The 24,455-nt window shown below is 29.0% G+C and carries 22 protein-coding genes, 2 riboswitches and 1 other annotated feature; of the genes, 18 read left to right on the top strand and 4 right to left on the bottom strand.

Going from position 1 to position 24,455, the window contains the following annotated elements:
* The first annotated feature begins 13 nt into the window (after positions 1-13).
* From OXH55_RS12065 to OXH55_RS12055, 3 genes are all read left to right on the top strand, one after another.
* On the top strand, positions 14-3,079 hold the full coding sequence (locus OXH55_RS12065; RefSeq protein WP_268050231.1) for a hypothetical protein: 3,066 nt from the start codon (positions 14-16) through the stop codon (positions 3,077-3,079).
* 75 nt (positions 3,080-3,154) lie between these two features.
* Entirely contained in the window at positions 3,155-4,486 is a 1,332-nt protein-coding gene (locus OXH55_RS20135; RefSeq protein WP_268050230.1) for an immunoglobulin-like domain-containing protein, read from the top strand.
* Between the two features lie 293 nt (positions 4,487-4,779).
* Positions 4,780-4,858: riboswitch (cyclic di-GMP riboswitch) on the top strand.
* A gap of 61 nt (positions 4,859-4,919) precedes the next feature.
* Positions 4,920-4,999, top strand: a riboswitch (cyclic di-GMP riboswitch).
* A gap of 13 nt (positions 5,000-5,012) precedes the next feature.
* Positions 5,013-5,825: a transglutaminase-like domain-containing protein gene (locus tag OXH55_RS12055; RefSeq protein WP_268050229.1), complete on the top strand. Its 813-nt coding sequence runs from the start codon at positions 5,013-5,015 to the stop codon at positions 5,823-5,825.
* Between the two features lie 41 nt (positions 5,826-5,866).
* Here OXH55_RS12055 and OXH55_RS12050 read toward each other — a convergent pair whose 3' ends face one another.
* The 3 genes from OXH55_RS12050 to OXH55_RS12040 form a co-directional block, all read right to left on the bottom strand.
* Complete coding sequence (locus tag OXH55_RS12050; protein WP_336296774.1) at positions 5,867-7,525, bottom strand: ABC transporter permease; 1,659 nt, start codon at positions 7,523-7,525, stop codon at positions 5,867-5,869.
* A complete protein-coding gene (locus tag OXH55_RS12045) occupies positions 7,522-8,601 on the bottom strand; it encodes an ABC transporter ATP-binding protein (protein ID WP_268050228.1) in 1,080 nt (359 codons plus the stop codon). Before OXH55_RS12045 ends, OXH55_RS12050 begins: the two co-directional genes overlap by 4 nt.
* Before the next feature lie 88 nt (positions 8,602-8,689).
* Positions 8,690-9,712, bottom strand: a complete 1,023-nt coding sequence (locus OXH55_RS12040; protein WP_268050227.1) for an ABC transporter substrate-binding protein — start codon at positions 9,710-9,712, stop codon at positions 8,690-8,692.
* A gap of 258 nt (positions 9,713-9,970) precedes the next feature.
* On the opposite strand from OXH55_RS12040, the gene OXH55_RS12035 reads away from it, so the two are divergent.
* The 7 genes from OXH55_RS12035 (at position 9,971) to OXH55_RS12005 (ending at position 16,342) form a co-directional block, all read left to right on the top strand.
* Positions 9,971-11,377, top strand: coding sequence for a phosphoglucomutase/phosphomannomutase family protein (locus OXH55_RS12035; protein ID WP_268050226.1), 1,407 nt, complete (start codon positions 9,971-9,973; stop codon positions 11,375-11,377).
* A 20-nt stretch (positions 11,378-11,397) separates the two neighbouring features.
* Complete coding sequence (locus tag OXH55_RS12030; protein WP_268050225.1) at positions 11,398-12,018, top strand: HAD family hydrolase; 621 nt, start codon at positions 11,398-11,400, stop codon at positions 12,016-12,018.
* Between the two features lie 87 nt (positions 12,019-12,105).
* Positions 12,106-12,687: an AMMECR1 domain-containing protein gene (locus tag OXH55_RS12025; RefSeq protein WP_268050224.1), complete on the top strand. Its 582-nt coding sequence runs from the start codon at positions 12,106-12,108 to the stop codon at positions 12,685-12,687.
* Between the two features lie 20 nt (positions 12,688-12,707).
* Positions 12,708-13,223: a DUF6155 family protein gene (locus OXH55_RS12020; RefSeq protein WP_268050223.1), complete on the top strand. Its 516-nt coding sequence runs from the start codon at positions 12,708-12,710 to the stop codon at positions 13,221-13,223.
* A gap of 101 nt (positions 13,224-13,324) precedes the next feature.
* Positions 13,325-14,062 (top strand): protease inhibitor I42 family protein, encoded by a 738-nt coding sequence (locus tag OXH55_RS12015; RefSeq protein ID WP_268050222.1) that lies wholly within the window; start codon positions 13,325-13,327, stop codon positions 14,060-14,062.
* A 197-nt stretch (positions 14,063-14,259) separates the two neighbouring features.
* Complete coding sequence (locus tag OXH55_RS12010; RefSeq protein WP_268050221.1) at positions 14,260-14,499, top strand: DUF1292 domain-containing protein; 240 nt, start codon at positions 14,260-14,262, stop codon at positions 14,497-14,499.
* 163 nt (positions 14,500-14,662) lie between these two features.
* Positions 14,663-16,342, top strand: coding sequence for a putative bifunctional diguanylate cyclase/phosphodiesterase (locus OXH55_RS12005; RefSeq protein ID WP_268050220.1), 1,680 nt, complete (start codon positions 14,663-14,665; stop codon positions 16,340-16,342).
* 77 nt (positions 16,343-16,419) lie between these two features.
* Here the strand turns inward: OXH55_RS12005 and OXH55_RS12000 are convergent, their stop codons facing one another.
* Entirely contained in the window at positions 16,420-16,695 is a 276-nt protein-coding gene (locus OXH55_RS12000) for a hypothetical protein (RefSeq protein ID WP_268050219.1), read from the bottom strand.
* A 156-nt stretch (positions 16,696-16,851) separates the two neighbouring features.
* Between OXH55_RS12000 and OXH55_RS11995 the strand changes: the two genes are divergently transcribed.
* The 8 genes from OXH55_RS11995 (at position 16,852) to OXH55_RS11960 (ending at position 24,269) form a co-directional block, all read left to right on the top strand.
* Positions 16,852-17,379 (top strand): 2'-5' RNA ligase family protein, encoded by a 528-nt coding sequence (locus tag OXH55_RS11995; RefSeq protein ID WP_268050218.1) that lies wholly within the window; start codon positions 16,852-16,854, stop codon positions 17,377-17,379.
* Between the two features lie 77 nt (positions 17,380-17,456).
* A complete protein-coding gene (locus tag OXH55_RS11990) occupies positions 17,457-17,621 on the top strand; it encodes a hypothetical protein (protein ID WP_268050217.1) in 165 nt (54 codons plus the stop codon).
* 295 nt (positions 17,622-17,916) lie between these two features.
* Positions 17,917-18,189, top strand: coding sequence for an STAS-like domain-containing protein (locus tag OXH55_RS11985; protein ID WP_268050216.1), 273 nt, complete (start codon positions 17,917-17,919; stop codon positions 18,187-18,189).
* 280 nt (positions 18,190-18,469) lie between these two features.
* Complete coding sequence (locus OXH55_RS11980) at positions 18,470-19,819, top strand: sigma-54 interaction domain-containing protein (RefSeq protein WP_268050215.1); 1,350 nt, start codon at positions 18,470-18,472, stop codon at positions 19,817-19,819.
* 174 nt (positions 19,820-19,993) lie between these two features.
* Positions 19,994-20,536 carry an ECF transporter S component gene (locus OXH55_RS11975; RefSeq protein WP_268050214.1) on the top strand — a complete coding sequence of 181 codons (543 nt, stop codon included), beginning with the start codon at positions 19,994-19,996 and terminating at the stop codon, positions 20,534-20,536.
* Positions 20,537-20,726: 190 nt separating this feature from the next.
* The gene (gene ltaE / locus OXH55_RS11970; RefSeq protein WP_268050213.1) at positions 20,727-21,758 is read left to right on the top strand and encodes a low-specificity L-threonine aldolase; all 1,032 of its coding nucleotides are present in this window, start codon (positions 20,727-20,729) and stop codon (positions 21,756-21,758) included.
* Positions 21,759-21,777: 19 nt separating this feature from the next.
* Complete coding sequence (locus OXH55_RS11965; protein ID WP_268050212.1) at positions 21,778-22,194, top strand: DUF1893 domain-containing protein; 417 nt, start codon at positions 21,778-21,780, stop codon at positions 22,192-22,194.
* A gap of 117 nt (positions 22,195-22,311) precedes the next feature.
* Positions 22,312-22,592: a binding site (T-box leader), on the top strand.
* A gap of 216 nt (positions 22,593-22,808) precedes the next feature.
* A complete protein-coding gene (locus OXH55_RS11960) occupies positions 22,809-24,269 on the top strand; it encodes a sodium-dependent transporter (protein ID WP_268050211.1) in 1,461 nt (486 codons plus the stop codon).
* The last annotated feature ends 186 nt before the right edge of the window (positions 24,270-24,455 follow it).

The following is a 24,455-nucleotide window of genomic DNA, read 5'->3' as shown; positions in this document are numbered from 1 at the left end:
AGGAGGTGAAACCTTGCGAAGAGAGATACGAAAAAAGAATAAAAAAAAGAAAAGAAAGAATTTAACTTTGAAAAGTTTATCAGTTTTAACTTCTGCGTTGATGATTACCTCTGCGTTTATGGTCAATAATAAGTGTTATTCTTATTATGCAAATAGTTTTAGTGCAACGGGTAAGGTGTCGACGGCTGAGAATGGTGATTTTATTTGTGATGAGGATATAGAATATTTAAAACATGAAACAGATTGTATTGCACTTTTCAAAAAAGATGGAGATCGGTTAATAGATTCAGATAGGAAGGGTCAGCCTATAGGTGACTATGGTCCTGTGCATTGTATAAAATTCAATATAGAACCATTATTTTCAAATACAGATGGGCGCATTATAGAATTTGAAACAAACTCTAAATATTTAATAGTAGGTTATAATAATAATAAAATCCAATACCATAAAAAATTGTATAATAAACAAGCGATATTTTCTATTGGGCAAGGGTATTATCGTGAAAAGTGTCATGGATATTATCGTATACCGATTGAATTTAATAATGTTCCAACATTTATGGGAGAAGTGGAAAGTAAGAAAAAAGGTTATGAATGGGATGGAAATAATTTAATAATATATAAACGGCATTTGGTGAATTGTGGAGAGTGGTGGTGGCCGGACTATAGATGGTTTACTAAAATATACATGTATGAGAATCTACCTACTCAAATTAATATAACAGCTTTAAATGGTTTTGTTAGTATACCAGTATATTTAGATCATAATGTATGGAAAGAAGAATTTTGCAAAGGGCTTAAACCACTCAATGATAATAATTCTATGGCTTTTTATGCAGATGAATATATAGCTAGCATGGAAGAGTTGAAAGTTAAATTAGATAATAAAGTTAAAAATTTGGAAAGTGAGAAAAAACAATTAAATAATCAATTAGGTACATTACAAGCTAATCAAAACAAACAAAATTTAAATCGTAGTATGATGACTTTGTATAGTATGCCTCAAACTAATTTAGAAAGTAATTCTAAAGTTTTATCACAGAAAGATTTAGTAGAGAATACAGAAATCATGAAGGAATTTGAAAGCTATAAACTTACTGAAGAGCAGAAAAAGTTAATAGTTTCACAAGGAGATATGACTTTAGAAGAAATAAATCAATTAGAGAATGAAATTGAAAAATTGATGAAGCAAGTAAATAGCTTGAATGGTGAAATAAAAGATATAAAAGCTTTGATTGAAGCACTTAAAGTTATGGAACCTACAGAAGAGATTGATAAAGAGTTTAATGGAACTCTTGATGAGAAGCAAGTAGAAGCAATAAATAAAATTGCACAAGGTTATATTAATTATGTATTAAATTTAGAAAAGAAGAAAAAGAACTTAAATGATGAGGTTGATGGTTTAATTAGCAAAAAGAAAGAATTACAGGAGCAGTTATCATCAGCAAATAAAGAAAAATTAAATAAGAATGAAGCAGAACAAACTAGTATTAAAGATATTAACTTATATGATAAGTCAAAGGCTATGTTAGAAGAAGTAGGGTTAAATAATAATGCAATAGAAGAAGAATTTAAGATTTTTGAACTTACTAAAGAACAAGCTAGTTCAATTGAGTCAGTAGCTAAAGGATATTTAGAATATGTATCTGAATTACAAGGTGATATTAAAGATTTAACAAATGAAGCAAATAAGTTAAATAGTGAAATAGAAAAGATTGAAGCAATTGAAGCAAGTGTTGGAGAAGTTGAAGATATTCAACCTGTAGAAGGGGAAGAAGTTGTAGAAAAATTCAACGGTACTTTAAGTGAACAGCAAATAAAAGAAATAAAGAAGATTGATGAAAAATATATTGATTATGCATCAGCATTAGAAAAATCAAAAGGTAATTTAACTGAAAAAATAGATGCAGCTAATGCAGAGAGAGAAGAATTGAAGAGTAAATTAGATCAATTAAAAGTTAAAAAGCTTGATAAGACAGAAATAACTGCTGAAAGTGGTGGAAGTTCAATAGAAATACCAAATAAAATTGAGCTTGAAGATGATCAAGTAAATAAAATAAATGATGTGGCAGAAGGATATGTTGAGTATGTATCTCAATTAGAAAGTGAAGTTAGTGATTTAAACAATAAATTAGAAGAAGTAAATAGTGAAATAAAATCTATTAAAGAGGAAATAGAAAAACTAAGTAACAAAGAGCAAAATGAAACAGAGGAACAAATACCACAGCAACCAGCAGGACAGCCAGGAGATACAGGAGAGCAAGGCTCAGAAGAGAACCAAGGTCAAACAGGTGAAACGGAAGATCAAGAAGGTTCAGAAGGTAACCAAGAACAGTCAGATGAAACGGAAGATCAAGAAGGTTCAGAAGGCAACCAAGAACAGTCAGGTGAAACAGAAGATCAAGAAGGTTCAGAAGGTAACCAAGAACAGTCAGGTGAAACCGAAAATCAAGAAGGTTCGGAAGAAAATCAAGACCAAACAGGTGAAGCTGAAGATCAAGAAGGTTCGGAAGAAAATCAAGACCAAACAGGTGAAGCCGAAGATCAAGAAGGTTCGGAAGGAAATCAAGACCAAATAGGTGAAAAGGAAGATCAAAAAGGTTCAGAAGATAAGCAAGACCAAACAGATGAAACCGAAGGTCAAGAAGGTTCAGAAGATAAGCAAGACCAAACAGATGAAGCCCAAGATCAAGAAGGTTCGGAAGGCAACCAAGACCAAACAGGTGAAACCGAAGATCAAGAAGGTTCAGAAGGTAACCAAGAACAGTCAGGTGAAACCGAAGATCAAGAAGGTTCGGAAGATAACCAAGACCAAACAGTTGAAACTGAAGATCAAAAAGATTTAGAAGGTAATCAAGACCAAACAGGTAAAATCGAAGATCAAGAAGGTTCAGAAGTTAAGGAAAAAGAAGAATCTAAAACAAATGAGCAAGACTCAGTAGTTAAGAAAGACGAAGTTGCTGACACAGAGGAAGAAAGTCATGAGCAAGATTCAGATAAGAAAGTGTCAAAAGAAAGTAATTCTGCTAATTATACAGCAGTTAATGATGATGCTAATAAACCTAGAATAAAAGAGTAAAAATCCTTTGATAATGGATATAGCCTCCTGTTAAAGGAGGCTTTTAAATAATATTAGAAGAAAGAAGGTGAGAATGTGGTTAAGAATACCAAAAGCTTTTTTAGAAAATTTGTAGTAGTAGTAATGGGTATATTTGTTTTTTCAAGTTTAGTTGTTAAACCTGTAAAAGCTGCTCCAATATTTTCTATAAGCAAGGAAGATGGTCAAGCGATTTTTACTTTAGATGATGCAGGTCTAGCTCCAGGGACTATTATTTCAAAAGAGTTTTATATATTTAATGATTATAGCTATTTAAATAAACTTGAGAAGATATCACTAAACAATTTTAAATTAAATTATAGTGGAAACAATATTTCATCAAGTCATGATAGCTATAAAGATTTTGTAAAATATGTAAAAGTTAATATAGTCCAAAATCAAGACAGTCAACAGAATAGAGAAATATTTAATGGGAGTTTAGATACATTACTTAAAGAAAGTGTATTACTTGATGGAAGTGACAAAATTTTAATAAATCCAGATAAAAAGATTGAAATGGGTATAACAATATCAATGGATAAAGAAGCTGGAAATAGTGTTCAGGGTCTAGCATGTAATTTTGATTTGAATTTTGTATGCAGCTATGAAACTGGAGGATCGGGACACCACAGCAGTAGTAGAAGTAGAAGCAGTTCTACTACTGTTATAAATGAAAAACCTCAAATCACACTACTAGGTTCTAAAACAGTAAATATTAAAGTAGGTGAATCCTATTCAGATGCAGGAGCTGAGGCATACGATAAGGAAGATGGAAATATAACAGACAAAATTGAGGTAAAGGGAAATGTTGATACGAATACTGTTGGAGAATATATAATAACTTATAACGTAAAAGATTCAGCAGGAAATAAAGCAGATGAAGTTACAAGAACTGTAAAAGTAGAAGAAGAAATAATTGTTCCAGAAGAACCAAAAATTCCAGAAGGTACTCCAGATAAGAAAAGACCTGTAATTACATTAAATGGTGATTCTAAAATTGTTCTTAATTTTGGAGATGAATATGAAGAATTAGGAGCAACAGCTGTAGATGATGTTGATGGAGATATTACGGACAAAATTAAAATAAAAGTGAATGGAAAAGATGATGAAGTAAATACAAATATTCCAGGAAATTATGTTATTACTTATAATGTAAGTGATACAGCAGGAAATAAGGCATATGAGGTAACAAGAATTGTTATGGTAAAAGAAGTAGCAAAAGCTTCAGACGATGAAATAACAGTTCCAGAGGACAAAGTACCTCAAGGAACTCCAGTGCTCCCCAAAACAGGAGAACAGAGTCCGTTTATATATTATTTATTAGGAGCTTTTATGATAATATCAGGAGTGATAATTAAGAAAAAAGATATTAAAAGTTATAATGAATAATAACAATTTGTGAAAAATAGAAAGTCATCACATGATAGTTTATGGGATGGCTTTCTATTTTAATTTCATCAAAAATCTCATTGGGTTGGAATAAATGAAATTGCATTATATGTAAAATATTGGTATAATAAATATATATTAAATAAATAATTTATGTTTTAAATTTTACTTTAATTTTTTGTGAGAAACAGTCACAAATAAAGAGCATGGTGCATATAATGTAGTATAGGAGGGGTACAGAATATGTACAAATCCAAACCTCCTAAAAGAATATGTTATTGGTGGGAGCTTTTCACCGATAAAGGCAAACCTATCGAAAGGTAGGGACGCAAAGCTACAGGGCCTTCCAGTTGATGGCAGCCAGCTACCGAAAGAAGAGTTTTTTGTATGCAAAAAAACTGAATATCGGAAAATTTATTGGTGTAAAACTTTTCAGCGATAATAGCAAACCTATCGAAAGGTAGGGACGCAAAGCTACAGGGCCTTCCAATTTGATGGCAGCCAGCTACCGAAAGGAGAGTTTTATATGTTTAAGAAATTAAAAAAAATATTAGCAGCAATGCTAACAGCAATTATATTACCTACTAATATAGTACTAGCTAAGGAAGTACAAAATAATATATTTGATAATTCAAATATAAATAAAGGAATAGTAAGTGTAGGTTATTCAAGTAGTAATGATAAAAAAATTAAATTAATGATAGAGAAAGATGCAGTTAGATATTTTTATGATATAAAAGATAATAATGAGGAAAGTTTTCCTCTTCAATTAGGAAGTGGAAAATATAATATAAAGGTTTTAGAAAATAAAGATGGAGATAAATATAAAGTCGTAAAGGGACAAGCTGTAAATGTTGAGATAGATAATGAAAAACAGGTTTATTTAAATTCTATTCAAATAATAAATTGGAATGAAGACATGGAAGCTATTAAAAAAGCTAAAGAATTAGTAAAAGGAAAAACGACTTCAACAGAAAAAGTACAGGCTATTTATGATTATATAGTTGAGAATGTAAAATATGATTATGATAAAATAAATCACATTGAGTCAGATTATATTCCAGATATTAATGAAACATTTAAAAGCTCAAATGGTATCTGTTATGATTATTCAGCTCTTTTCGCAGCAATGACAAGAAGTATTGGAATTCCTACAAAACTTGTGAAAGGGCATAGAAAAGAAATTGATGCTTATCATGCATGGAATGAAGTATATCTTGATGATTCAGATACCTGGTTTACTATAGATACAACGTATGATGCTTCCTTATATAACAATAATCAAGAATATTCAATGATACAAGATAATTCAAATTATGAAAAAGATAAAGAATATTAGAATACTAGAATAATGTTGCTGTGCAACATTATTCTTATTTTTCAAACATTAAAACCTTTGCCTTTAGTCAATTTATTTACCAATAATACAGAAATAATAGTAGTAAAGGATAGAATAGAAGCAAGGGCAGCACCTGTTCCAAAGTTGCTTGTAAATACCTCTGAGTAAACTGCTACTGAGATTGTAGCTGTAGCTCCTGAGTAAAGAATTATAGTGGAACTAAGCTCGTTTATAGTAGTAACCCAGCTTAATACTGCTCCAGAGGCTGTTCCTGTAAGCATAAGTGGGGCTGTTATTTTCCAGAAGGTTTTAAGTGGAGAAACACCAAGATTTATTGAAGCTTCTTCAAGACTTTCATCCATTTGATAAAGTATAGCGGTACTTGAACGTATTGTATATGGAAGTTTTCTTATAACGTAGGATATTACAAGAATAATCCATGTCCCAGCTAAAATTAACGGTTTTTTATTAAATGAAATAATTAAAGCTATACCAAATACTGTGCCAGGAAGTACATAAGGAAGCATTACTAAAACATCTAATAAGGCACTTACTTTAGTTCTCTTTCTTACAAGTACATAAGATAGAAGCATACCACCAAAAATCATGATTAAGATTGCTACTGTTGAATAAGTAAAGGTATTTGTAATACTTCTGGGTACTTTATAAAAAATTGTTTTATAGTTATCAAGGCTAAATTTTCTGTAGAATATAGGGCCTTTTGTTTTCATGAAAGAAGAAATAATTACAACTGCTTGAGGCAGTACAGATAAAAATACTACAACAATGCAGAATAATGTAGCAGCAAATCTTTTGCAGCTAGATAATTTTTTTACTTTAGGAGGTCTTAAAGAGTTCATATTATAGTTCTTTTTGGTTATTAGATATCTTTGAAGTAATAAAAGAAAAGTAGATACTAATATCATAATAACACTTATAGTAGAGGCAACCCCTGCATTTCCCCCCATTTCATTAATAAACTCATTGTAAGCAAGTACAGGCATTACTCTAAATCCTTCTCCAATCAACATTGGAGTTCCGAAATCTGAAAAAGCTGATAAAAATACAATTAAAGCTCCAGCAGATAAGGTTGGAAATACTAAAGGGAGAGTAATTGTCATAAGTCTTTTAAATTTAGAAACACCAAGACTTTCTGCGGCTTCTTCAAGAGAAGAATCTATGGTGTTTAATGCTCCCTGAACATACATAAATATATGAGGATAGAATTGAAGTGTAAATACAAGTATTATACCTCTCCAACCATATATATTAGGTATATGAATTCCAATCTTGGACAAAGCTTTAACAAGAAGTCCATTTCTCCCAAGCAAAATAATCCAAGAATATGCACCTATAAATGGAGGCATAAGTAAGGATAATATTATGAGTACGTAAAATAATCTTTTACAAGGTATATTAAATCTAGTAATAAGATATGCCATAGGTACACCAATAAGTGTAGCGAATATGGTTGCAAGACAGCATACAAATAAGCTGTTTTTTAAAGCACTCAAATAGTATTTTTTCTCAAAAAATAAAGCGTAGTTTTTAAGAGTTAAATTTGTACCTGAGTTATCAAAAAAACTTGTTTTAAGTACATTAAACAGAGGATAAACTAAAAAAAGTAAAAGTAAAATAAAACTTACCAGCATTACTGTATTCCAAAGGTTTAGTTTGAAAGACTTTTTATTTTTATTCAACCTAATACCTCCTTACCGCTGTCATCGAAAATAATAGTTTTATCTAGGGATACTTTTAAATTAACTTTATCACCTGTAGATTTGATTTCACCAATATTAAAGTAATATTTATGAATTTCTATTGTTTGTTTATTTTGTAGTTTTGCGAAATACGTAATACAGTCACCTAAAAAGACAGAATTTATAATTGTACCTTCAATAACATCTTCTCCATCATCTTCAGTAATGGTTATTCCTTCTGGTCTAATAGAATAGTATATTTTACCTTCGTAATCCTTTGTTAAAGATATTTTTCTTTCTTTACCTGGAAGAGATAATATAAAATCATTATTTTCTTTTCTTATTTTTCCTTCAATGAAGTTAGTTGTACCTATAAAGTTAGCGATGAATTTATTTGAAGGCTTCATATATATTTCTTGAGGAGTACCTATCTGTTGAATAATCCCTTTGTTTATTACTGCTATTCTATCAGATACGGCAAGAGCTTCCTGTTGATCATGGGTAACATAAATAGTTGTAATTCCAAGTCTTTTTTGAAGCTGTTTTATATCATTTCTCATTTTTAGTCTAAGTTTAGCATCTAAATTAGAAAGAGGCTCGTCCATGAGAAGAATACCAGGTTCTATTACAATAGCACGAGCTAAAGCAACTCTTTGCTGCTGCCCACCGCTCATATTTGAAGGCTGTCTGTTTTTTAGCTGCTCTAGTTCTACAATTTTTAAAGCATCAAATACTCTTTTTTCTATTTCAGATTTAGGTATACTTCTAGCTTTTAGTCCATAAGCTACATTATCTCCAACAGTCATGTGAGGGAAAATAGCATAATTTTGAAAAACCATACCGATATTTCTTTTGTGAGGAGGAATATTGTTCATTAATTGCTCACCAAAATATATTTCTCCTTCATTCTGCTTATAAAATCCAGCTATCATTCTAAGAATGGTGGTTTTACCACATCCAGAAGGACCAAGTAAAGTGAAAAATTCACCTTCTCTAATATCTATGTTGGCCTTGCTTACTGCTTTCATATCTCCGAATTTTTTTGTTACATTACAGATTCTAACAGAGCTGCTCATTGTTTTCCTCCTTTCAAATTAATATAAGAATTCTTCAGATGTGCCAAAAGCATTTCTGAAGAATTCAATTGTCATTAATTTATTGAGATTATTTTATAAAGATATCTTTCCATTTATTTAGATTTTCAGATTTATTTTTTGCTGCTGAATTAAAGTCATATTTAACCATAGGAATATCTTTTATAGCTTTTAATCCTTCTGGAGAAGCTACATCATTTCTAACAGATCTTCTCTTGAAGTTTTTAACTACTGTTTCTTGAATCTCTTTACTTAAAACAAAGTCTATAAACTTCTTAGCATTTTCTGCATTTTTAGCACCTTTGATTAAAGCTACACCATCTGGTACTGCAGAAGTTCCTTCTTTAGGATAAGCAACACCTACATTAGCTCCATTATTTATATATCTAAATGCTACTTCTTCAAGTGTTACACCTATAGGATATTCTCCGTCACTTACTTTTTTAGGAACATGAGATGAACTGCTTTCAACTTTTCCATTAAGGTTTGCAGCATATTTATTTATAAAATCCCATCCGTCTTTAGCTGTTACCATAGTAATCATTTGAGTATATGATGAACCAGACTTGTTTGGATCTGCATAAGAAATTTTACCTTTCCATTCAGGTTTTAATAAGTCATCCCAGCTTTGAGGTACTTTGTCTTCAGAAACTAATTTTTTATTATATATCATTACCATAGGTAGTGCTGTAAAGCCATTCCAGTAGTGTTCAGGACTCTTGAATTTTTCATCTATAGTTCCGTCTTCTGAGCTTGTATATGGTTCGAAGTAATCTTTAAAGGATTCTAGCGATTCTGCTCCACCACCAAAGAAAACGTCGCCTAGTGGATTAGCTTTTTCAGATTGAACTCTTTTAAGTAATTCTCCTGTACCTCCACTTATTAATTGAACTTCTATACCAGTTTTTGCTTTAAACCTATTTACTATCTCGTTATTTATCTCTGGTTGGTTTGGAGAATATACAACAACAGTATTACTTGATTTTTTCTCGTCCCTTGAAGGTGCAGTGTTGCTATTATTTCCGCCGCAGCCTGCAAATAAAGCAGTAATTAAAGCGGTTGAAATTAAAGTGGTAATTAATTTTTTCTTCATAAAAAATCCTCCTTAAATCTAATCCAATATATCTATTACAATTTGTAATATAAAGAAGTTTAGAAAAATTAACAAAGTAAAGTTTTGTTCTAATTATTAATATTAAATTTATGTTTCAAATATGTTAAATTCTAGAAATGAACATACGATTAATTCAAGTTATATGAAGTATTGTAATAAAATTACAATTGAGTTATAATTTTTGCAAGGTATTTGTTTTATTTTTACAAATAGGGCAAGCAAAAGGGGGGAAATGTAATGATAAAATTTGGTACTGGAGGATGGAGAGCTATTATTGCTGATGAGTTTACTTTTCAAAATATAAGGCTTGTAGCTCAAGCTGTAGCTATAGATGTGAAAAATAGAGGGAAAGAAGATAAACCTATTATTATAGGATATGATAATAGGTTTTTATCAGATACTGCTGCAAAATTATGTTGTGAGGTTCTAGGAGCAAATGATTTGAAAGTATTATTAATTAATAAACAGGCACCAACACCGCTTATTATGTATACCGTAAAAAAATATGAGGCTGTATATGGTCTTGCTATAACTGCAAGTCACAATCCTGCTGAGTATAATGGTATAAAAATTATTGTGGAAGAAGGGAAAGATGCAAGAGTAGAGGATACAAAACGTATAGAAGAAATAATTGAGACAATTGATAAGTTTAAGTATATTACTTTTGAAGAAGGAATTAAAGATAGGAAAATTGAGATAATAAATCCTTTTAATGATTATATAGATACGATAATAAAAATGATAAATGTAAATGCAATAAGAGATAAAAATTTAAATATAATTTTAGATACAATGTTTGGGGTATGTAAAAGCACTCTTTTAACTATACTTTTAACCTCAAGATGTAATGTTGAAGTTTTGCATGATAATCGTGATACATTGTTTGGGGGCAGACTACCAACCCCTACTTCTCATACATTAGGAAAATTACAGAGGAAGGTTATAGAAAATAATGTGGATTTAGGTATAGCTACAGATGGTGATGCAGATAGACTTGGAATTGTATGTAATCAAGGAGAGTTTATACATCCAAATGAAATTATGTCGGTGATTTATTATTATCTTCTTAAATATAAAGGATGGAGAGGTCCTGCTGTTAGAAATGTGGCTACAACCCATTTAATAGATAAGATTGCTAAAAGCTTTGGAGAAAAGTGCTATGAAGTACCAGTAGGATTTAAATATATAAGTGGAAAGATGGAAGAAGTAAATGCACTTATAGGGGGAGAAAGCAGTGGAGGACTGACAATAAGAGGACATATAAAAGGAAAAGATGGAATATTTGCAGCGGCACTTTTAGTTGAGGCGTTATGTGTTACAGACATGTCAGTACATGATTTATTGAGAAAAATTCATGAAATATATGGAGAAGTTATTTTTAAAGAAGCTAATTTGAAATTTGAAAGCAAGAGAAAAGAAAGCTTGAAAAATAAAATATATGTAAATAAAGAGCTTCCTAAAATGCCTTATGAAGTAGAAAAAGTAAGTTATTTAGATGGAGTAAAGATATACTTTAAAGATGGAGGATGGATATCTACAAGATTTTCAGGTACAGAACCTGTACTTAGAATTTTTGCAGAAATGGATAAGAAAGAAAAGTGTTTAAAAGTTATAGAAGTATTTAAAGAATTCTTAGAATTATAAAATCTTAGGGGGAAGAAATTATGATAAAAAATGTTGTTTTTGATATAGGAAATGTATTAATTCAATTTAAACCTTTAGAATTTTTGAAGGAAAGATATAAAGAAGATAAACTAGTACAAGAGTTGTATGAACTTATTTTCAGAAGCAAAGAATGGATTATGTTAGATAGAGGAACTATAACAGAAGAAGAAGCTGTAGATAATTTATGCAGGAGGTCTCCTCATAATGAGGTATATGTAAAAGAAGTTATGAGTGAGTGGCATGATATGCATATTCCTATGGAAGGAACTGTAGAAATACTAAGGAAATTAAAACAAAATGGATATAGAATTTATCTTCTATCAAATTACCATAAAAAAGCTTTTAAAGTTGTATATGATAGATTTGAATTTTTGAAAAGAGTAGATGGAAGAATCATTTCATCAGATCTTAAACTATTAAAACCAGAAGAAGAAATATATAAGGCTCTTCTAGAAACTTATAATTTAAAACCAGAGGAGACTATATTTATAGATGATACTTTTGTAAATATTGAAAAGGCTAGAGAATTAGGTATAAAAGGAATTTGCTTTAAAAATAGCGGAGATTTATATAAAGAGTTAAATACATTAATTAAAGAAGAAAAAATAGTTAATTTATAACAAACGATACTTCCATATATTAAAATAATAACAAAGTTCTATACTTATTTTACAATTAATGGTAAAATTTATATGGAGGTGTCTTTAATGGAAAAAGTAATAGAACGAGATTTAATATTACCATCTTATTGTAGAATAAGGGGTGCTAATAAATTTGAAGATATATATGCAAAGCTAGCCAGACAAAGTCTGGAATATTATATAAAAAAAAGTAGATATCTAAGGATGCCCTTAGTTCATGAGAAAATGTTAAATCAAAGACATGGAGTCTTTGTTGTAATAAAAAAAGAGGGAGAAATAAGAGGGTGGAAGGGTACTGTGCATCCAACTACAGATTGTATTGCTAGAGAAATAATTAAAAATGCAGTTGAAGCAGGTTGTTACAATAGAAAATTTAGTAAAGTGAAGAGAGAGGAACTGTCTAAGTTAGAATACTCAATATATATTATAAATAGTATTAGAGCGGCAAAAAAAGAAGAGTTAGATCCTAAAAAGTATGGAGTTTATGTGAAATGCGGTTTTAAAAGTGCATATTTACTTCCAAATTTATATGGAACAGAAACTGCAGAGGGACAGCTTCAAAGAGTTTTAAGAAAAGCCGAAATAGGTGAATATGAAGAATATACTTTGGAAAAATTTGAGGTGATTAAAAGGGGATACAGAGGATGAATTTGGGAGATGATTAGGTAATGAAAGAAAATAAGTATAAACAATATATTAATTCATTAAAAGACAATGAACTAAAAAAAGATATATACGATTTAATTAAATTGTTTCCGCAGGTGAGAGAATATTATGATTTGAGGATAAATCCTAAATTAGAAAAGGAATTATTAAATAAATATAAACACATTATAAAACAAGAATTTTTTCCACAAAAAGAAGATGTAAAGATGAGGTATTCGGTAGTTAGTGAAGCTATAATAGAGTTTCAAAGAAAGGCAACAATACCATCAAATGCAGCAGAACTGATGCTTTATTATGTAGAAATTGCTCTAAAATTTACAGAGTCTTATGGAGATATTGGAGAAAAGTTTTATATAAGTGTTGAAGGAGTTTTTGATAAGGCACTAAATTATATTTTAAAAAATGGACTTGAGGATGAATTTTATAAAGAAGCAAAGAAGCTTGTTTTAAGAAGTAAAGGAATTGGATGGGATTTTGAAGATAATATGGAAGAAATATTTTATAAGTATTTTGATTAGATAAAACTAAATTTTTTGAAATGAGCGAACTTTTATATTTTTTGTGCGTATTACTTTATGTATTACAAATTATAAAAATTATAATAAAAGGGGAAGGTAATATGAAAAATACAAAAAATATAGTATGTTTAGCATTATTGGCTACTTTAGTAACAGCTTCATTTACAACAGTTAAGGCAGTTGAAAATACACATAAAAAAACTATTAAAACAGCAGTAAAAGCAGATAATAAACTACAAGAAGATGAAGTGTTTATAGGTGGTACTCCAAATTTTGATGAGAAAACAGGAAAATATATATCTAATGAAGATAATAAAAAATTAAATGTTGAAATAATTGGAATAGATGACAGAGAAAGAGTATCAGCATATGTAGGAGATTTTCCTGTTACAGTTATGAATGAAAATACAAAAAAAGAAAAATACATGAAGAAAGATCAGACGATAGCAGTTAAGTTAACAGAGAATGCATCAACAGGATATACGTGGAATTATACTATTGAAAATCCTGATATTATCGAATTTACAGCAGATGGTGTAGAAGAAATAAATAAAGATTTAGTAGGAAGTCCATCTAATCACTATTGGGGATTTAAAGCTAAAAAAGAAGGTTCAACAACAATAACATTTAACTTGTATAGAGAGTGGGAAGGAAAAGAAAAGAGTATAAAAACTTATAAGTATAAGGTATCTGTTGTACAAAAAGATTCAAAAATTAATCCTTACAAAGATAATAAAGAAACCAAATTGCAGATTATTAATACAAAAGTTGATAATTCAACTGAAAAGTCAAACATTATACAAAGTATAATTCAAAAGTTACAAGGATTATTTAACTAAATATAGTAAATGATTAATAGATAAAAAGGAACTATAGCATTTAGAGCTGCATAGTTCCTTTTGTTATATATAATTTAAAATTTCATTTTTTATATTAAGTGGGAAAATAAAGAATCAAATAAATATATTTAGTCTTAATAGGGAAATATAATTATAAGAATAAATTAGCACATATTTAATAAAGGGAGAGATTTAGTATGGAAACTAAACAAACCATAACAGTTAAAAATGAGTTAGGAAAGAAAGTAGAATTAGTAGTAGTAGACGCTATAAAAATTGCAAATGATAAATATGTTATAGTATCACAACAGGGATCAGATGAGGCTAATGCTTATAGAGAGGTTAATAGAAATGGAGAAGTAGAATATACTTCAATAGGTGCTGGTGCAGAATTTAAAAGAGTTTTAGAAGCATATAACACTAGACACAATCAATAAAGAAAAGTTAGGACACAAATACAGATAAAACCTGTAATTGTGTTCTGGTTTTTTACAATTATAATGAATTTATAAAAATATAATGAATTTATAAAAATATAATGAATTTATAAAAATATAGTAAAAATAAATTTTGGTGATTTGCAATAGGAGATAGGAGCATATGAGGAAAAAAGCCTTTAAAAAAAATAAAAAGATAATAATAATTGGCTTTTTAGTAGTATTACTTTTATCAATAAATTTTATAGCAGTTAAAAGAAATTTAGAAATAGATACCTACGACTTTATAATAGAAGGAGCATTTTTTATTTTTGCTGTAATAAGTTTGAGTGTTTCATTAGAGTTTAAAATAAAATATTTAAATATTGGATGGGCACTTTTTTGTATATCATTACTTACTGATACTATAGATGAACTTTCGTTTGTTGTATTTCCGGAGTGGGTAGATAATATATTTCAGAAAACTTTTTTAGGATTAGGAATAATATTTATTGCTCATGGTTTCTATAGAGCTATTAAAGAAAAGAAAAGAATTTTAGAAGAATTAAGATATTTTGCATTTAATGATCCACTAACCAATTTGCCAAATAGAAGATATATAAAAGAAGAGTTAATGTTATCTATAGAACAAGCATCGAAAAATAATACAAAGATAGCAGTATTATTTATTGATTTAGATAAGTTTAAATTAGTAAATGATACATTTGGACATAGTGTTGGTGATGAACTTTTAATACAAGCTGCTAATAGATTAAGGAAAGCTATTAGAAAAGAAGATATGGTTGCTCGATTGGGTGGAGATGAGTTTATAATAATATTACATGATACTAAACAACTAGTTCAAATAGAAGGTGTTGCTAGGCGAATTATAGATGTTTTCAAAGAAACCTTTGTATTAAAAGAAAAACATATTCATGTTACATGTAGCATTGGAATTGCAATTTTCCCAGAAGATGGATTCGATGGAGAAACACTATTTAAAAAGGCTGATATTGCAATGTATAGGTCAAAAGAAGATGGGGGAAATAAATATAGAATTTATGTTGATTCAATGAATGAGAATACAGAGAAAAAACTTGAAATCGCAGAAAGTCTTAGAGAGGCATTAAAGAGAAGAGAGTTTATTCTTCATTATCAACCAAAGGTAGAGATTAGAACAGGAAAGATTACAGGATTAGAAGCTCTATTAAGATGGAAAGATCCTGAAAAAGGGTTAATTTATCCAAATGAGTTTATATCAATAGCAGAAGAAACAGGACTTATTAATGAAATAGATGAACATGTCATAGAGTTAGCTTGCCTGCAGATTAAGGAGTGGATAAACAAAGAGGTTAATCCAATAAATATTGCTGTAAATATATCAGGACAATTATTTAGTAAACAAGATTTTGTTGATAAATTAGAGGGTATACTTAAAAATACAGGAATTAATCCTTCTTTTATAGGCATAGAAATAACTGAAACAGAAGCTATGCAAGATATAAAAAATGCTTATAATAGTGTTACTGAGTTAAAGAAAAAGAATATAAAAATATCACTAGATGATTTTGGAACAGGATATTCATCATTAAGTTATTTAAAAACATTTCCTATAGATGTACTTAAGATTGACAAATTATTTGTTGATGGAATAACTAAAGATAAAAGAGATGAATCTCTTATTAAAGCAGCTATTACAATGGCAAAAGCGTTAGAAATAAAGGTTGTATCTGAGGGTGTGGAAACTAAAGAACAATTAAATTTTTTAAGTGAAATTGGTTGTGATGAGTATCAAGGATATTTATTTAGTAAACCTGTACCTGTTGAAGAAATTGAATATATGTTAACTATAAAAGCAAAGTAATAAAAAAATGTAGATAAAGGGTACTCTATGTTATTATGAGAATACCCTTTTCCAATGTATTACTAAATATTATATGCTTAAAGTTGAAAAGACGGATCAACTTCTGCATCTAGTAAGGCTTTTCCTTCACGTGTTAATATATATTTTTTTTCACTATCTTTATTTTTACAATCATCTGTTATTTGAATTAAACGACATTTTTCTAAATCTTTTATAGAAGCCCGTACAAGTTTGTGACGTTTTTTAACAAATCTAGAGCATATAGTATCTATATCACAAATTTTATCAGGATATAGTTCGTACATAATTTTTTTTGCGTAAGGTTTATGACTTTTTTTTAACTTATCATACATAAGTAACACCTTCCTATCATCAAATTGTTTATATATAACATAAATATGAGAGAAAATCAGAAACTATTCATAATAAGTTATTTGAATTTAATTTAGATAAATTATGTATTACTATATAAGGGAAAATAGGAAGGTATACGAGGAGGAAGATAGTTTATGCGATATGTTGTGGTTTGCTTGTTGAAGGGAGAAACTTTGAGATTTCACGAAACATTAGTAAGTGATGTATGTACAAGATTTAAAGTACAAAGGCAAAAGCTTCCTGCACATTTTACTATAAAAGCACCTTTTGAAGCTGATAATATAGAAGAATTAGAAAAAGTTACAAAAGAATTTTGTAATATTAATTATAAAACAACAATTAAGATTAAAGGATTTAATAGTTTCAGAAATAATGTAGTTTTTATGGATATTTTTCCTTCAAATGAAGCAGTAGAAGTTCATGATAAATATATTGATGAATTACAAAAATTAGATTGGCTTTCTTGGAAGGAGCATGAAGGAAAAAATAAAAAATTTCACTGCACTATAGTTTCAAGAAGGATTAGCAGTAAGTTTAATGAAATATGGGAGTATGTAAATAAATTTAATCCTAAATTTGATCTTTATTTTGATAATATAGCTATTTTAATTTGGAAAAATGGAAGATGGGAAACTTATAAAGAATATAAACTAGGAGAATAGTTAATAAAATTTAAGGACATCCTAAAGAGTGAAAATATATTTATATATATTTAGTGATTATTTTGGAGGTGTCTTTGATGAAAGACCGTGAACAGATTAAGAATGAGAATAAGAAAAATTTTAATAAAAAATCTTTTAAGTCTCAAGGACAGTTTGCTAAAAATCAAATAGTTCAAACTATAGAAGAAAATCAATATAATGAAAGTGGTATTAAAGCAAAAAATAAACATGATTTTAAATAGAAAAAGGCAGGCTCAGGATTAAAAATATACAGGGAGCCTATTTTTCTATCAAACAAAGCCTATATCTTACTTTATATGGTAATTTAAGATATAGGCTAATATTTATTTGTATTAGAAATTACTGAAAAATAAAAAAATATCAAAAAACTTTGTTAAATAGTTGACAAGCGTTTAAGGATGTGTTATATTACAGATATAGAGAAAAATATAAAACAGTTTGAAACAGATTTTAACGAAAGAAGAATTAAGATAAGGTTTATATAGAGAGTAAAATAGGTGGGGGAGGTTATGTAATATGAAAGAAATTATGGTTAAAGAAATATTAGGAGCTAAGATAAAGCCAGAAGATGCTATAATTTTAAGGGAATTGGTAAGTCGTGAGTTAGATGAAAATGTAATATTGGATTTCTCAGATATGCAAAATGTATCCTGTTCATTTCTTGCTAATTTATTAACAGAAATGATGTATAAAAAAGGAAGAAGTCATGTTATTGACCATTTAAAAGTTAAAAATTTAACTAACAAAAAGGATTTTAGTAGAATTTTGATGGGAACCTCTTACTGTTAATGAAATTTATTACAAAGATTTTCAAATATGAATTTGGGGAAATGTAAAATTTAAAAAAATTAAATGATAATAAAAATAATATGTATATAAATAATTAATTGCTAACAATATTTATTAAATATAAATCCCAAGTTTCCAAAATACCTTCTGTAGATTTTTCTATGGGGGGTATTTGGATTTTAAAAAATAATTAGAATATTTAGTTAGTTTCTATTTTATATTTATAATATATATGAGATAATATATACAATTCTATTATAAAAAGAAGGTGTATATTATCATGGAAAAGGAATTATTACAGGCGATATTTAATAGTATTTCAGATGGAATTCTTATTTTGGATGATAAACTTAATATAACTGATTTTAACAAGATGGCTTTAAGAATATTAGGATTAGAAAAAGACGTATTAATGAAAATAAATATAAAAGATATATTTAATAATTATAAATTAGTGGACAAGTGTCTGATATATAATGAAAGCTATAAGAGGCAAGATTGTACATTTACTGCAAATGGAAATAAAATAAGGTGTGTTACAAATTTAGGTCCTATAGTAAGTGATAGCAAAATTATCGGTGTTGTTATAAGTTTTAGAGATACAAAACACATTCATAAAGTTGTAAATAATGTTGTTGGATATAGTGCTGCATATACTTTTAAGGATATAATAACAAAAAATCAGAAAATGAAAAAAATTATACAGTATGCTAAAAAAGCAGCTAATACAGATTGTAATATTCTTTTAGAAGGATGTAGTGGAACAGGAAAAGAGGTCTTTGCACAAGCAATACATAATTATAGTAGTAGAGCAAAAGGACCTTTTGTTGCTGTTAACTGTGCAGCTATTCCAAGGGAATTATTTGAAAGCGAACTTTTTGGATATGAAAAGGGTGCTTTTACAGGAGCCAATAAAGGGGGATATCCTGGGAAATTTGAGCTTGCTGATGGAGGAACAATATTTTTAGATGAAATAGGAGAACTTCCTCTTGATATTCAATCTAAGCTGTTAAGAGTATTGGACAATCATAAAATAGTAAGAGTAGGATGTACTCATGAAAAAAAGATTAATGTAAGGGTAATAGCAGCAACTAATAGAAATTTATTAGAAGAAGTGGATAAGAAGAATTTTAGATATGATCTTTATTATAGATTAAATGTTATAGGAATTAGTTTAATGAAGCTTAATGAGAGAGAAGAAGATATTGAAGCACTAACTAAACATTTTCTAAAAAAATTAAATATAAACAATTTAGAAGGAAGTAAAGATATAGAGAGTAGTGCTATAGCTAGGTTAAATGACTACAAATGGAATGGGAATATAAGGGAACTTAGAAATGTTGTAGAAAAGGCATATTATTTATGTGATAACGATATAATAACTGAAAAGTATTTGCTTACATTCCTAAAAGATAAGCCTAAATTAGAAAATGATTTTAGAAGAGAAAAAATAAATAAATCAAATTTTAAAGTAGAGGATATACTGCCGCTTAAATTAGTTGAAGAGCAGAACATAAAAAAAGCATTAATAGCTTTTGATGGTAATCCAGAAGAAGCTGCTAAAGCTCTAGGTATAAGCAGAGCAACGATTTATAGAAAGATTAGTAAGTATAGAATAAAAATAGATTGATGATTAGTATCAAATTGAGAAAAATTCGGATATAATCTCATAATGAGAAAAATATAATCTCATTATGAGATTATATTTTTTTATTTTATTGTGAAAAGCTTAAAAATAGCCATTTAAAAATTTGGTATAAAAAATGCTATAAATTTAAGATAATTATGGAAAGGAGAGAATATTATGCAAAAAACTACAAATGTTCAACAACTAGTAAGAGCATCATTAATTATAGCTTTAGGCATGGTTTTACCTATGTTTTTTCATATTTTTGGAAAAGATGCAGGTGCAGTATTTTTACCAATGCATATACCAATTTTAATTGGAGGATTTATTTTAAATCCAATGTATGCATTATTAACTGGATTAATAACCCCATTATTAAGTCATTTTTTTATGGGCATGCCAGCGTTTCCTTTCGTTTATGTAATGATGTTTGAATTAGGGACATATGGACTATTTGTTTCGTTATTATATAATAAAACTAAAATAGGGGTGTATCCTTCACTAATTGTTGCTATGATTATTGGAAGAATTGTTAATATTACAGGCATTTATACTATAATACATATGATTATGAGAAAACCTTTTAATTTAAAAATAGTTGCTGCTGGTTTATTTATAAAAGGGCTTCCAGGAATAGTAATTCAATTGATTTTTATACCACTAGTTATATATGCTATTAAAAGAAGTCTTATATCAGGAGTGGAAAGTAGAGGCTATTAAGATGTTGAGTGAACTCTATAAACAACATGATTTGTTTATAGAGTTTTTTGCATATTAAAGAGTACTAATTAAATTGTATATATCAAATAAGCTAATAATTTGTATTTGTTAGAATAGTTTGATAAAATTAATATGCAAAAATATGCAATGATAGTGAATAAAATATCTTTATAAAACAGGGGGAGTTAAGATGAAATATATAGATTTAAGGAGCGATACGGTTACTCAGCCTACACCAAATATGAGAGAGGCTATGTTTAATGCAATAGTTGGGGATGATGTTTATGGTGATGATCCTACTATGAGAGAGCTTGAAGAATATGCAGCAAAAGTAGTTGGAAAGGAAGCAGCTTTATTTGTGCCAAGTGGTACATTTGGAAACCAACTTTCACTTTTTACTCATTGTAATAGAGGTGATGAGGTGATTTTAGGTGATGACTGTCATATTGTAGCCCATGAAGTTGGGGCAGCTTCTGTAATTGCAGGAGTTCAGCTTAGAACTATAGTAAGTAATAAAGGAGAATTAGATCCTAAGGAAATAGAAAATAGAATAAGAAAAGCTGATGAAGATATACATTTTCCAGGAACAGGTCTTATTTGTGTTGAAAATGCACACTCTAATGGAAGAGTTGTATCTTTAAGTATAATGAAAGGTATATATGAGGTAGCTCAAAAACATAATGTGCCTGTACATCTAGATGGAGCTAGACTTTTTAATGCAGCAACTTATTTAGGAGTAGAGGCAAAAGAAATAACTAAATATTGTGATTCAGTTATGTTCTGTTTATCAAAAGGTTTATGCGCACCTGTAGGTTCTATTTTAGCAGGAAGCAAAGAATTTATAGATAAGGCTAGAAAAAATAGAAAGCTTATGGGTGGGGGATTACGCCAAGCTGGAGTTTTAGCAGCAGCTGGTCTTGTAGCATTAAAAGAAATGATAAATAATTTAAAAATTGATCATGAAAATGCAATATTATTAGGTGAAGAGCTTTCAAAAATAGATGGAGTAAAGGTTAGAAAAGAAGATATGCACATAAATATGGTGTTTTTTACAATAAAGGATACAGGTTGCAGTAGTGAAAAACTTGTGCAAGGTTTATTAGATAAAGGAATTAAAATTAATGGAGAAGAAAATGGAGAGATAAGATTTGTAACTAATTATTGGGTAAGCAAGGAAGATGTTTATCATGTGGTTAACTGTGTAAAAGAAATATTGAATTAATTTATTTGGAGGCTTTAAAGTGAAGGATATAGAACTTGCAAAGAAACATTTACTAGAAAACAATTTATCTCTTGTAATAGTTAAAGATGGAAAAGTAGTTGTAGAGAAAAATGAAAGAGGCATAAAACCTTTGTTTATGGCTGTATTAGAAAAAAAAGATACTATAGATGGAGGAGTTTTAGCAGATAAAGTTATAGGAAAAGCTGCAGCTATGTTAAGTGTAAAAGCTAATCTGAAATGTATCTACACAAAAATGATAAGTGAGAATGCCATAGAGGTTTTAAAAGATAATAATATATCTTTTGAGTATGATTTAAAAGTGCCTTATATAATGAATAGGACAAAGACTGATTCGTGTCCTGTAGAAAAAATGGCTAAAGATGAAGAAAATGTTGAACATTTAATTAAGAAAATTAAGAATTTTTTAAAAATATAAACATATATTATTTTAACAGATTAATTTAGAAAAATTTAATATTTTGTTACAAAAACCTATTGACAATTTTGAATATGATATATATAATTGTGAATAAGAATTTCGTTAATTTAACAGAATAAAGTGACGACGGAGAGAAAAATACTTTGTTTTTAACTACAGAGAGCCAATGTGTGCTGAAAGTTGGCGTTAAAATAAGTATATAATGATCACTCCAGAGCTGCCAAATTGAAAGAAATTATTTTCGAGTAGATGAGGACGGTTGCCACCGATATATGGCTATGGTTAGGTAATTTACCAAATGAAATTTATTTGGAGTTTACGTCGACCTGAATAATAAGGCATTTCAATGAAATGTGAATTAGGGTGGTACCACGATAATATCTCTCGTCCCTATGAAGTATATGATTATACGTTCATAGAGTCGAGAGTTTTTTATTTATATATTAATATTTTTTACAGATTTTGAATTACCAGAAATCTTTTATAGAAATTAAAAATTGAAAAGGGGGGGGCTTATTAAGGGGTAAAATTTATACATGCAACAGTAAAAAAATGCAATAAATGGAATTATATAGTATTATATAGTATTTTATAAGAAGGGGGCTTTATATATGAAAAGAGATAATTTTGGATCAAAATTAGGTATTTTGGCAGCAGCAGCGGGGTCGGCAATAGGTTTAGGAAACATATGGAAGTTTCCGTACATTACAGGACAAAATGGTGGGGCAGCATTTATTTTAGTTTATTTAGCATGTATTGTATTAGTAGGACTTCCTGTAATGTTAACAGAATTTGCACTAGGAAGAAGGACACATAAGAATGCAGTGGGAGCATTCAAAGAATTAGAACCAAATAAACCATGGTATCTATCGGGAGTTGTGTCTGTTTCAACAGCATTTATCATACTTTCTTTTTATGCTATGATAGCAGGATGGGTATTTGCATATTTATCAAGATCAGTTTCAGGAAATTTAATAAACGTAGCACCAGATAAGTTAGGGGATTATTTTGGGGCAATAATTTCTAGTGGAACTGAGCCTATAGTATGGACTTTTGTTATACTTTCGTTAACAGCGTGTGTTGTAATTTTAGGAGTTAAAACTGGTATAGAAAAATGCAGTAAGGTATTGATGCCAGTATTATTATTAATCTTAATTGGATTAATGATTAGATCAGTAACTTTAGATGGAGCTTCAAAAGGATTAGAATTCTTATTTAAACCTGATTTTTCACAGTTAACTAAAGAGGGTGTTTTAGAAGCACTTGGACATTCGTTCTATTCTTTAAGTTTAGGTATGGCAATAATAATGACTTATGGTAGTTATATAGATAAAAAAGAAAATCTTTTTAAATTGGCAGTTCAAGTAACTATAGCTGATACATTAATTGCTTTAATGGCAGGAGTAGTTATATTCCCAGCAGTTTTTGCATATGGACTTGAACCAGGTCAAGGACCAGGATTAATATTTGTTACTCTTCCAGCGGTATTTAAGGCTATGCCATTTGGAGCTTTCTTTGAAACTTTATTTTTCTTATTAATTGGAATTGCTGCTTTAACTTCAACTATATCTTTAATGGAAGTTGTTGTAGCTTTCGTTACAGAACAATTTAATATCGGCAGAAAGAAAGCTACAGTTTTAATAGCTTTAGCATTATTTGCACTTTCTATACCAAGTACATTATCTTTTGGTCCATGGGCTGAAGTTAAAATATTCGGCAAAAATTTCTTCGACCTTTTCGATTACGTTACAGCAAAGATAACATTACCATTAGGTGGAGTATTGGTATGTTTATTTGGAGGATGGATCTGGGGTACAAAGAATGCTGTTAAAGAAATCGAAAGTAATGGATTATATCCTTTCTCATGGAGCAGATTATATAGTTTTGCTGTTAAATTCCTTGCACCAATAGCAATTATAATTATCTTTGTACACTCTATTGGTTTAATGGAATACTTTAAAACGGATAACGGAAATTTAGCAACAACAAATGTATTTTTAGCAGGTGGAGTATTACTATTTGTTCTTACAATGTGGGGCTTAAAAATGAGAAGAACAAGTGGGGAAGAATAAAAATATAAATATATAATAGGGCAAGTATAGGGGCGTTATTCATTTAGTTTGTATAATAAGGGTTAAGTTACAATGTAGATTATATTTTGTAACTTGCCCTTTTTTTATGTTACTAACAAATAATTGTTCTAATTTTTATACCTTGTTTTATATATGTAATGTTAAAATATATATTAGATATAGAAT

Origin of the sequence: Clostridium ganghwense (assembly GCF_026735165.1) — a bacterium.
GTDB lineage: Bacteria > Bacillota > Clostridia > Clostridiales > Clostridiaceae > Clostridium_H > Clostridium_H ganghwense.
The sequence above is the reverse complement of the archived record's forward strand: the minus strand, read 5'-3'. Positions and strand labels throughout refer to the sequence as shown.